We start from the raw sequence: 11,522 nt of genomic DNA on the forward strand, positions 1-11,522 counted from the left end.
TGGTACTTATTTTTGATTTTTTTTGGTTAATAGCTTTTTCAGTTTTCTGGTTTTCGGGATTGTTAATCTTATCTTTGTATTCTGCATACTTCAAACAGGTTGTAAAAACTTTACCCAGATGTCCTTCTTCAGCTTGTTGATAGGATTGTTTAAAACTAGTTGATCCCAATGAACGGCTAATAATGTTATAGTCTTTATCTTGATCAGTTTGTCTACGGTAATTGTTCCACTGGTAATAACATGGATAAGTCTGAGCAGGACTCATCGGCCATGTGCTAATATCATTCAGTCCTGTAAACACATTGATTAAGATAAAAATATCAATCACCACAATCACAATCAAACTCACTTTGTTCAGTGGTTCGTTGCTGAGTGTCCTGGACTTACTTAAAAATTTACTTAAAAATTTACTTAAAATACGGTATATTCTGGCCATAATATTCAGTTTGTATAAATTTTTTTATCAAACAATTTATAACTGGTATAAATAATTATAGGATTTTTATCTGTATAAAAATCCTATAATTATACCATCCAGAGCTAAGGGAGTGATCCCTCCAAGTGGTTTCCGGTAAACCACCACAATTACACTAGTGGCTACCAATGCTAAGGCTGATGGCACCAGAGGTACCCATACTCCTAAAGTAAATAGACCAAAGCATAGGAGATATAAAACCCCTGTCGCTGTGACCGTAGCGAGTCCCCAATACAGTATTCGACCATAGCGCCAGGCAATGGTAGCACCAATGATTGACCAAGCCCAAACCCAGAACAGGTCTCCCCAGACCGACCACACCGATAATAATGGACGCTCACCGAGGCCAGCACTGATCATCTGACTGACCATCTGAGCCTGAAGAATTACCCCTGGCATTTCTTGGTATGGCCACTCCAGGGCACTGTAGGGGGTAAGATGGTAATCCTTGGCAATCCTTGCAGTTATTCCGATCAGAACAATTTTGTCTTTGACCCACTCTGGTTTGACCTTACCCTCTAGCACCTCTGTGACAGTGACTCGTCGGGCTACAGTTTTCCGGTAATTGAGTAACACCTGGAACCCCCGATAATCACGATTGTGGTAACCCCCAGCATTAGCTGACAACTCTGTTAAGACAGTCTTACCCAAGCGTATTTTATTCATAGCAATGGTTTTTGCTTTGATTCGGTCTTGGGCTAAGTAATGCAATGCGACCCTAGCACTGAAGGAGTGGTCGGTGGCACAGGGGTCATCGTGGTAGGGATGCATAAATACAAGATGCCTACGGATAATGCCATCAGGGTCAGCCATGATATTGCTAAAACCAAGGCGGGATTCTGGCACCCCAGAGGGAGGTTTGATGCCTGAGTTTTTGGGGTTGTTAGCTTCCCTAGCGCTACACAGGGCAATGAATTTCTGATTTTGCTGTAACTGACGGCTCAATGCCTGGTGACCAGGTTCTCTAGGACGTTCGCGAAAGATATCTAAGCCAATCATTCGCGGTTGATCAGACTCTAGCTTGTCTAGGACTTGGGCTAGGGTTTGATCTGGGAGGGGATAGCCATAGCGCATGATCTCAGCATCTGTGGCTTCAACCACCAGCAAACGGGTGTCTACCCCTGGATTAGGTCGTAGCCGCATCAGCTGGTCAAATGCCTTTAGTTCCCAAAGCTGCAGCATTCCCAGCTGCCGGATCACCATGACTAAAATAGTAACCACCACACTGACGATCAGGGCCGATTGGAGCAGGTGGCGCTGGTGATTGCCACGCAACTGTTGCCAGGTTGGGGGTATGGCAGCGGGATTTTGACAAATCACTGGCAACCAACTGGCACAGGGACATTGATCTTCCAAACCTTGCAGTTTTTTCCGGGCTTCTTGCACTGCTAGATACAAGGACTTACCACTAGCAAAGGCTTTGAGAAAATATTGCAAAAACTGCTGTGCTACCAGATCCGGTACGGGCTCCCGCATAATAATCATGTGGGGAATGTGCAGCTGTTCTAGCTCATTGGCTAATCCTAAGCCATCACAAGAATTAAAAATTGCTAGGGACAACCCCCTTTCTATGGCTTTTTTGAGGGCTTCTCTGAGTTCGTCAATGGTTAAGCTATCGGTCTGATTGATATGAATCCGACCCCTTCCTGCCTCGGTTTCACTATGACCTGCGAAAAACAGAATATCCCAAGGTTGCTCCCACAGGGCTTCGTTGAGCTTCTGCCGTGGTTCTTCTACCAGAAAGGTAATGTCTGCAAAGGGTAAATTCTCTAATAATTGTCGGTCTTGTTGGATATTAATCCCTTCGCTATTGCCCAAAATCGCTAGAATTCTAACCTTGTGTCGATCACGGCTTTGGTTCGATTTGCCTGGTTGTTCATACTCTGGAGTACTTAGGGCAATTTCTGCTTGGTGGTAACGCTCTAAAAAGTCCCACTGATGCCAAGGAAGCTGCCTGAGCTGGGGATTTTTGGTACGAATCAGCACCCGGACTTCTTCGGTAGTGCCCACTTTTTCCAACCACTTTTCCCGCAGTGGACTAAATAACTCTGACTTCAGCCACCGATTTAAGCGATCGCATAATCCCTGACTCTGGTTGTTGATGGAACCACCGATTGCCACTCGTTTGATTTTGATTGCCCGCAAAGAGCTCCCCAGACTGCGATAGGTTGACCGCCACTCGTGATAGTGGTTGACTAGATTGGGTGCTGGAGGCAATCTGCCAGTAAGTTCTGTTTCCGGACCTTCGCCTTCTGAGCCAATTTCCAGAGTGACCCGAAAACCTTCCTCAAAATCCCCATCCAGCTTAAGAGTTACTAGCTTTGCCATTGGCTTAGTTTTTTAACGGTTGACGGTTGACGGTTTACTGTCAACCGTCAAAAATCAGTATTTTGTCTAATGTTATTCCTAGTTATAGCGCGTACTGAATAGGGAACAGGGAATCGGGAACAGCGGATTTGGGAATTTCAGATCACAAACTCTTCGATCACACTGGCATTATCCAGAGCAACCTTGACACTGAAACGGTCTCCGGCTTCGCAACTAAAATCCAATTGAATGGCTTGATCCTGGTTTCTGGCTTGGGCATTGATCAGCATTTCTTGCTCCTCATCTAGCAAGAGCAACTGCAGATTGGGGGGTAGATAGGTTTGACCATTGATGGGATTGAGTTGTAGGAGAACATTCAGCTTCGTTTCGGATTCTGGGGTGAGTTCCACAACCAGAGCCACCCCTTGATTAGGTTTGCCCCATTCAATCTGTTTACATCGCTTAATGGTCTGAGACTTGGTTCTAAAGGCGAAAGCTGGCTGAGAACCTTGGTTACCTAAAAGGGTTTCCAAACTCTGCCAACCTGCTTCAAAGATATGCTCCAACCATTGACTGAGTTGTGTCATAGGTTGAAATTGATCGAGGTAGGCTGGTAAATCTTTAAGCGATCGCAATTGGTGGATGACTAATTCACCGGTTTCCGAAGTTGCGGAAAATCCCAGCAGCGTGGCTTCAGTATGGTCTTGATCAATCTCAACCACTACATAGCCAATCCGGTTAAATCTTACCTCTTGGGGAATGGGACAAGTCAAATCACCGGGTTTGACAGGCCGACATTCCAAGCGCCCCAAACCGGTTACCCTCAGGTCAGCCACATTTTCAGCCAAGCCCACTACTGAATTCCAGCTATCCCCTGCGGTTAGGTCAGTGGGAATACCCAGAATCCGTAAGTAGTTATTCACCGCACACACTGCCAGGGTGTTGAGATAGACTTGTTCAGCCTTTTGCGTGGTGGGTTGGTACTGAGCAAACTGCTGGGCTATCTCTAGGGCCGACTGGGTAATCGGCATGGGGATTGACCAATCTGATAGCATGTTGGCGTTGTGTCTCATGATTTTTTCCTAGGTTGGGGTTTTGTGGTGCTTTTCGAGCTACCAGTCTTTGACTTTTCTTCTATATATCCCTGGCATACACCGAATTTTCGCAACAGGGGTAAGCATTTACGGTTATAGAATTTGGGCAAATCTTTAGCTTCTGGTGGGGTTAGCTTAAATTCTGCTGCAATGGTTTTCCAAGGCTGATCAGGAGGGAGTCGCCGCTGGATTAGGACTTGGGCATTAATCTCAGGGCGTTTCCTAAAGCAAGTCTGACGTAACACTCCTTCTGGGTCTGTTTTAACCCAATCCAAGGTTTTTTGCCAAATTTTCATAACTGGCTGTAGATCAGGAGCAGCTGGTACCCTATCTACAGGGTCAATAGTTTTACCTTCCTCTGTGCTTAGGCCAGTAATTTGCCGCTTCTGTTGCCTATAGCCAGCATCTCGAAATCGTCTCAGTCGCTTTTTTAGTTCATCGTCGAGCCAAGTAATCACACCTTTGATAGTCGGGTCATACTCTTCAGGATGGCCACAGCAATATTCCCACATCTCTTGGAGAGCGTCATTATAATAAGAGCTATATTCTTTCCAAAGCTTGCCGGATTTCATCACTAGTAGATGTACCTCGCTCAGTTTTTGCCGACGTTCCAGACTTAATGGTGGATGATTACATGCTTCAACTATCAGCTGACGGAGTATTCGATCTAGATTTTTCATCGGTTATGTCCCTGTTGTAAATGCGATCGCGTAGCGTGACCTACGGTCAATCGTGTTTAGTACGCATTAGTCTATCGATAGCGGTTCTCAAGTTAGTTGTTAGTAGTTTGTTGTTTATGTTGGTAGATGCTTACACTAACTACTAACCTCTACTCCCCATGAGAAGCGCTACAAAGGGCAGCCCGAAGACTGGACTCAGTATTGACCATCCCTAGACATCTTAGGCATCAATGTTGGGGAATGGCAAAAGTCACCCAGTATTTATTTACACGAGTGATCGGGGGGTTTTTCGCAAAAAAGCCCAAAAAAAATTTTTGTCGGATTTTTTTGCGAAAACCCTGGTTGAGAGGTGCTGTAACAAATGGCTAAGCCAAGTGTGATTCAACAGGTGCGACTCGTGGCGAATTTAATTCTTAATGGGTCAAGCACACCTAAACAGTTTAAATCCAGTTAGTGCGTCAACAGACCATGTATACTCTCACCAACACTCTAGAAAAATCCGCTCCTCAGGTGCAACAGTTAGACAATGGTCTACTGCAAGGAGTACTAGAAGGTTTTATTGACGGTGTTTTAATTCTGAATACACAAGGAGATTTGGTTCATAGCAATGAAACCGCTCGTGTTCTTTGTGAGCAACTTACTCCGAACAGCAAACATTTTACGGTGGTGCCTAAAGAAATCTGGCGTGTCTGCCAAGCCTTGAAAGAAAGTGATGAATTCTATGCCCATCAATCTGTAATTATAGATTCAGAGATTACTACGAGTCACTCCACAACCTTTCGGATTCGGGCTAGATGGCTCAACCTGAGGATATCTGAGCAGCGTTATATTATAGTTACCCTCGAAGACCAACGTCAATCCATTCATAGTATAGCCCTAGCTGAAGTTCAGAAATATGGCTTAACTGCCCGTGAGGCAGAAGTCTGGTTACTGCGTCGAGTCAATTACTCCTACAAAGAGATTGCTGCAGAACTGTTTGTTACCCTCAATACGGTGAAGAAGCACATGAAAAACATTCTTGCCAAGCAGCAAATGGCGATGATGATGGAAGAAATGGCTGCTTAGGGGCATAATTAGCGATTTGGAAGACAGAAATTCTTGGTGATGTGGGCATTTAGGGACCACAACCACTACAAAGACAACGTTTTAAACACTACTCCGTAGGACAACTGACAAAATGCCCTGTTTAGGGCATTTTTTTGTATTAGCGATCGCGCTCAATGGTTTCCAAATGAGATGTAAACCATTGAGGTATTTTTTTATTGTAAAATAACACTCCGAATCTCTTGACAATCTTGCCTTTTGCCTCTTGTATGCAAGCAAATTTCTGCAATACCTGTGTTTACAAATCATATAAAAACACGCTGATTGCGGTTGTCATAGTAATCGGTTAAACAAGATTGTTTCCCGATTACCAATTCCCGATTCCCGATTCCCGATTCCCGATTCCCGATTCCCGATTCCCGATTCCCGATTCCCGATTCCCGATTACCGATTCCCGATTCCCGATTCCCGATTACCGATTACCGATTACCGATTCCCGATTCCCGATTCCCGATTCCCGATTCCCGATTACCGATTCCCGATTCCCGATTCCCGATTCCCGATTCCCGATTCCCGATTCCCTACAGATTTTGCCCCCAAAAATTTTTTCTGATTGTTTTGCGAAAAGTTTGGTTCACAGGCGCTGTAACAAGTAGCCAATAAAATGGCGATAATCCTCTCCTGTTTTAGTTTTTGATTAACTGTTGGGACACTGTCCCAGGTTAATAGGAAAGCGTTACGCCCCATATGGGGCGTTTTTTTTTAGGTAGATCCCAACAGTTCAATCAGTTACCCACTTTGCCAATTCATCTAGGGTAACTTTCAGCAGGTCACACAATGCCTTGAGCTGATTTGGGTACAGTTTGGGGATATGCCTGCCCGCTTCCCAATTTTGCACCGTGGTAACGGTTACGCCCAATTCATGAGCGATTTCCCGCTGGGTGATATTTAGGGATTCTCGTCTTTTTTTTAGGTTGTCCCCTAAATTAGTCATTACTGTCCTATTTAAAAGTTAACATAATTAAGTTTACTGAGTTATATGTTACCGCTAATCTCACCAAAAAAAATGGGTCTGTTCGCGTAGCGTCGGCTTTGCCGAAGCCCCGTCCTTCTAGGACGGCTTTCTTTGATTGTTGATGTACTCTTTCAGCACCTCAATAGAAGCTCCAGCAACGGAAGCAGCAAAATAGCTAGGAATCCATAGTGCTGGTTTTCCATTTGGCTTCGGATATCCATTTTGTCCGTATCTGCGACTAGTGGGACTTAAACAATAAAAAAGGTGTTTTGAGGGTATAATACTTGCTAAGCCGAGTTTTCACGTCGAGGTCAATCCTGATCAAACAGACAACTCCCGCAGCGATGCCACCTTGCTTTGAGAGATGGTGTAAGCACTTTGATGAGGTGTTCAAAACAAAGGCTCAAAAAAGGGAGTAAGGGCACACTCATCGGGGGATTATTGGGGGAAAGTGAGAGACAAAACCTTGATCAGATCGCCGAGAATGCTGTTGGTGTGACTTACCATGGATTACATCACTTCTTGACGGAGGCTCCTTGGTCATACCAGGAGGTGAATGAACGTCGGTTACAAATTATGCATAAGTGTTCCCAAACAAAAATCAGACGAGGATTAAACTTAATTATTGATGATTCGGGGCATAGAAAAAGTGGTAACTTTACTAAGGTCGTTGTCCGACAGTATATTGGTGAAATTGGCAAAACAGACAATGGAATAGTCATGGGTTACACTCATCTGTATGACGAAAAAAAAGCCTACCATTAGACATAGAGTTGTCCCAACACGCTAATTCATTGCCCTCAGGAAAAAAAGACGAATAATTTAAAAATAAACCTGAACTCGCTTGAGAGTTAGTAGATAGAAGTCTAAGCAGAGGATATAAACCGGGAGTGGTACTAACTGATACTGGGTATGGGAATAACTCAACATTAGTGAAAGAATTGGAAAAAAGACGATTGAACTATTTAGAGGATATCTCCCAAGTTTTTTGATACTGAATTTTGCCCCCCTAGCCCCCCAATTCTGGGGGGAACAAGAATCAATTTGCGGCTAAAAGTCCCCCAAAATTGGGGGATTTAGGGGGCTTTGATGTAGCAAATGAGACTTCTCAGACAACCTCTTAGTAGGGTTGGCAAAAAACCGAATAGGCGCGCGTTCCAATGGGCAGGTAAACTGCCCTTGGGTCGGGCCTCAAAGTAATAAGAAAAACCGAGTCAAGGACAGAAACAGAACAATAAATTCGATTAGACGAGTTAGCGCGCGTCCCTATCAAAAGAGGACTTAACTCCGGTTAAACTCAATCTAAAAAAGCCGAAAACCCTTTGGGTAGCTACCTTCACCGGGAAAATCTCAGCTAATGAAGGAGAAAAGAGTTTTGCTATCGTCATGAATGCCAACTCAGCACCAGGAGCCTCAGATATCGGCGTTGCTGAATCAAGGAATGAATACGCGATCATCTGGTTTTGGTCAAGCCCCCGTGGGTCCCCCAGCGAGCAATCCCTCGCTGGGGGACGCAAGAAAGTCTTATTCCCCCACCGGTGCGCTTTCCGTCGGCGAATTAAATTCGCCACGGGTCGCACCGCAAAATTGGGGGGCTAGGGGGGCAAAACCATACCCAGAATCAGCAACGCCCAGATATCGACTACTTTATGACTAACGTAGAGTCATCAATAGTAAACCCAGAGTGGATAGTTCAAACTTATTCTCAAAGGAATTGGATTGAAGTCTTCTATCGTGAAGCTAAAGGCTGGTTAGGTTTACGAAAATATCAAGTGAGGAATAAACGCAGTTTACTAAGGCATTTTCTTTTAGTTTATTGTGCTTATACTTTTCTCATTTGGCATCAAATTACTGGGGGGTTAAGAAGGCAATGGGCTAATAAACCTTGGCCAAAGGCCACCCTACGCGAATGAACACCTTTACAGAAGCAATGGATGCAAATCGTACTGCAATGTCTTTCCGGTTCTTTAATTGGCTTACCTACCATCAGGAGGTATTTGCCTCTTATCAAGCCACTTTGGGGTATATTTGGGCTTGATTTTTGTCTAAGTCCCAATAGTCAAAATTGTGCTAACCTAAAACTATGGTTGGAAGAAAGCTAGAGTTCGACCGGGAAGAAGCCCTAGAAAAAGCTATGGACTTGTTCTGGTCTAAAGGCTACAATGCTACCGGGCTCAATGACCTGCTCAAGCACATGGGCATCCAACGCCAAAGCCTGTACAACACCTTTGGTAGTAAACATTCTCTGTTTTTGGAGGCAGTACAGCACTATGGACAAACCGTAGTCTGCTGCATTGAGCAACGGTTGAATGAACCGGGCTCTCCCTTAGAAAACATCCGTAATCTAATCAGAGGGTTGGCTTCTGAGGCTATCTGTCCCAAATATCGTGGGTGTATGATGGCCAATACCATGATGGAGTTGGCTCCCCATGACCCAGCAGTGGCTAAGATGGTTCAGTGCCTAACCCGGCAGGTGGACAAAGCCTTGGAGCGGGCATTAGAGAGGGCTGTAGCCGCTCAGGAGTTGCCAAGGGAGGCTAATCCACGTCAACTCGCTCGCTTTCTACATCATGTTATATTGGGATTCAATGTCCGAGGTAAAATACATCCAAGTTGTTCTTATCTAGATGACATTCTGGAGGTAGCTTTGTCTGTACTCGAATAATCGGTTCAGAGGTAGCAAAATTTTTTTTGGTCATTTTTTGACTAAATGGTCAAAAAATACCGTGATTTGATCCAATCACCCCTGGTTCAATGGGTGCATCTCATATTTGAAAATTTTGCGTAGGGTGCGTTAGGGGGGCCGAGGATTTTCTCGGTAACCACGGTTAGGTTGCTGCCCGTAACGCACCACCGAGTAAAACAGCTTTAATGAGATGCACCTGCTTAAATCCCGAAATAATTCTCAAAAGCTCAGGAAGTCATAGTCATTCAGGAGACATGTCAATGCTACAACCTATTACGTTTACTAGAAGCCAAGACATCAGTAGCAAATCCCAAACCGTTGATGTACCAACAAACCCCGCTGCACCATCTGATGCTTCTTCTAGGTCTACTACTTCCTCCCTGGCTTTTGGTTGGTGGCAAACCCTTTGGGCAGATATCGACGTTATTTTCACAAGAGACCCCGCTGCCCGAAATTGGCTAGAAGTACTCTTTTGCTATCCTGGCACAGGACAAACTGCCCGATGTAGAGGCCAAGCTAATTCGGACATTGATAGACCGCATCGCTACTTTGGAACAACAGGTGCAGGATTTGAAGGAGCGCAAACACACAGCAATTCATTAACTCATGGGTAATGGGTCATGGGTAATGGGTAATTGACCCAACTATACTTGATATCATTCCTAGCAATCGTAACAGAGCCTCTGTATGACTATTCCGGTTCCGCCAAGAACTCGCGCTCAAGAATCTCGGGCTGCTATCGAACGGATTTATGTGATCATGCGACATCTATTTATCCGAGGATACTACAAGCCGGGGGGTGCTTCTGGTGCAGCGTTGAGGCAAGCGTTGCTGACTTTGCAACCAGAAATTTATGGCTCCATTGCTGACCCACAGAAAGTGGAATTGAATGGTCTAGTTTATGTTATCGATCGCTTACCCTGCGGCATGGAAATGTGTCGTTTTGTGAAACTGGTGGCGGCAGAAGGGTATAGTCAATCAGGATTTGAGACAATTGTTCCTGCTAAACGTCGCCGTAATTGCTACCGCATTGATGAAGAAACGATGCTGATCGAAATTACCCGAGGGCGTAGCGAGATTTATGACATTCTTACCCATCTGACCTTTATTTATATCGAAGCTAATAAAATTAGAGACCATGCTCTGGAGGAAGGTCAACCAACACGAGAGTGGATAAAGCTCGAAGAAATGGTTACAGGTCAACAATCCCCGGATAATCCTAAGTCGTTGGTGTCAGAAGACCTGGAAGTCCAGCATCGAGCTTTTTCTTACTTAAGTACTCTTTTAGGACGTACGTTTGAAGAAACCAAACACGCTTACCATCGCCTGGCTCAGGCTAGCTCTGACAATAATGGTCTATTTGATATTATCTATTGGCTGGGTCGAGTGGCGATGGAAGAAGTCCAATCCCAACGCGATCGCAAAATTACTTTCAGTTCCACACTCCGGGAGCGGATTGGACATCATATCCACGGGGCGCAGTGGGCCAGTGATGTTAAAGGCTTTGTGTTAGAAAACAATTTATGGGAGCGCCCACTCCATATTATTAGTGCGAATTTGCATAGCGTGATGAATTGCTTATTTGCGCCATCAGCACTGAAACACACCTTGGGACAGGACAAAAAAATTGAGGAAATTGCCCGTGAGTTAAGTTTACCAGAAAACGCCCACCTAAACCAAGAGGTTAGGGAGTTTGCCTTGCAAAACGGGATGTTTTATCTGGCCGATCGAGCTGGGACAAATATCCACGTACAGATTTTTGATACTGCTATGTTACCCCTGGCTTTGCTTTCCCCTGAATTACCAATTAATCCTAACATAATTGAACAGGAAAAGCCAGTTATCTTGGTAATGGATTATGCCTTTGGGGAACAAGCGTTTGAGATTATGGATGAATTACTCAAACCTTATCAAACCAGCGGGCACTCCAAAAAACTTAATGTGAAGTCGATTTCGGTAATGGGAAAAGCGGGAATATTGGTGGGTAAAAAGGGAGATTTAATGCTACCAACGGCACACATCTTTGAGGGAACAGCAGATAATTATCCTTTTGTTAATGAGCTAAAGAGTGAGGATTTTCAAGATGATGGCATCCCCATTTATGAAGGAGCGTTGGTGACAGTAATGGGAACCTCTTTGCAAAACTCTGATATTTTAGCTTACTTCAAAAGTTCATCTTGGAATGTGATTGGCTTGGAGATGGAAGGAGCACACTTACAAA

At 44.6% G+C, this 11,522-nt stretch carries 8 protein-coding genes and 6 pseudogenes; 7 read left to right on the forward strand and 7 right to left on the reverse strand.

Annotation, left to right across the window (positions count from 1 at the left end; genetic code table 11):
* The 4 genes and pseudogenes from F6K37_RS20695 to F6K37_RS20710 form a co-directional block, all read right to left on the reverse strand.
* Positions 1 to 436, reverse strand: a pseudogene (locus F6K37_RS20695) (hypothetical protein); the annotation flags it as partial.
* Positions 437 to 502: 66 nt separating this feature from the next.
* On the reverse strand, positions 503 to 2,803 hold the full coding sequence (locus tag F6K37_RS20700) for a CHASE2 domain-containing protein (protein ID WP_287251822.1): 2,301 nt from the start codon (positions 2,801 to 2,803) through the stop codon (positions 503 to 505).
* Positions 2,804 to 2,940: 137 nt separating this feature from the next.
* On the reverse strand, positions 2,941 to 3,855 hold the full coding sequence (locus tag F6K37_RS20705; protein ID WP_008183434.1) for a DUF1822 family protein: 915 nt from the start codon (positions 3,853 to 3,855) through the stop codon (positions 2,941 to 2,943).
* Positions 3,852 to 4,556 (reverse strand): hypothetical protein, encoded by a 705-nt coding sequence (locus F6K37_RS20710; RefSeq protein WP_008183436.1) that lies wholly within the window; start codon positions 4,554 to 4,556, stop codon positions 3,852 to 3,854. Before F6K37_RS20710 ends, F6K37_RS20705 begins: the two co-directional genes overlap by 4 nt.
* Before the next feature lie 468 nt (positions 4,557 to 5,024).
* Between F6K37_RS20710 and F6K37_RS20715 the strand changes: the two genes are divergently transcribed.
* Positions 5,025 to 5,621: a helix-turn-helix transcriptional regulator gene (locus F6K37_RS20715; RefSeq protein ID WP_008183441.1), complete on the forward strand. Its 597-nt coding sequence runs from the start codon at positions 5,025 to 5,027 to the stop codon at positions 5,619 to 5,621.
* 284 nt (positions 5,622 to 5,905) lie between these two features.
* Here F6K37_RS20715 and F6K37_RS45585 read toward each other — a convergent pair.
* The 3 genes and pseudogenes from F6K37_RS45585 to F6K37_RS20730 all read right to left on the reverse strand — a co-directional run.
* A pseudogene (locus F6K37_RS45585) lies at positions 5,906 to 6,178 on the reverse strand (hypothetical protein).
* Between the two features lie 203 nt (positions 6,179 to 6,381).
* Complete coding sequence (locus tag F6K37_RS20725; RefSeq protein WP_008180395.1) at positions 6,382 to 6,594, reverse strand: helix-turn-helix domain-containing protein; 213 nt, start codon at positions 6,592 to 6,594, stop codon at positions 6,382 to 6,384.
* Between the two features lie 117 nt (positions 6,595 to 6,711).
* Positions 6,712 to 6,858 (reverse strand): annotated as a pseudogene (locus F6K37_RS20730) (transposase); the annotation flags it as partial.
* A gap of 77 nt (positions 6,859 to 6,935) precedes the next feature.
* Here F6K37_RS20730 and F6K37_RS20735 point away from each other — a divergent pair.
* The 6 genes and pseudogenes from F6K37_RS20735 to F6K37_RS20760 all read left to right on the forward strand — a co-directional run.
* Positions 6,936 to 7,598: pseudogene (locus F6K37_RS20735) on the forward strand (IS701 family transposase); the annotation flags it as partial.
* Between the two features lie 403 nt (positions 7,599 to 8,001).
* Positions 8,002 to 8,214 (forward strand): hypothetical protein, encoded by a 213-nt coding sequence (locus F6K37_RS20740; RefSeq protein WP_287251826.1) that lies wholly within the window; start codon positions 8,002 to 8,004, stop codon positions 8,212 to 8,214.
* A 26-nt stretch (positions 8,215 to 8,240) separates the two neighbouring features.
* Positions 8,241 to 8,653 (forward strand): annotated as a pseudogene (locus F6K37_RS20745) (transposase); the annotation flags it as partial.
* Between the two features lie 45 nt (positions 8,654 to 8,698).
* Entirely contained in the window at positions 8,699 to 9,280 is a 582-nt protein-coding gene (locus tag F6K37_RS20750) for a TetR/AcrR family transcriptional regulator (RefSeq protein WP_008183453.1), read from the forward strand.
* Positions 9,281 to 9,681: 401 nt separating this feature from the next.
* Positions 9,682 to 9,786 (forward strand): annotated as a pseudogene (locus F6K37_RS45590) (serine O-acetyltransferase); the annotation flags it as partial.
* Positions 9,787 to 9,988: 202 nt separating this feature from the next.
* Positions 9,989 to 11,522: DUF6909 family protein (locus F6K37_RS20760; protein WP_287251829.1), on the forward strand; the 1,534-nt coding region annotated here is incomplete at its 3' end.

It is taken from the genome of Moorena sp. SIO4E2, from assembly GCF_010671945.1.
Classification (GTDB): Bacteria; Cyanobacteriota; Cyanobacteriia; order Cyanobacteriales; family Coleofasciculaceae; genus Moorena; species Moorena producens.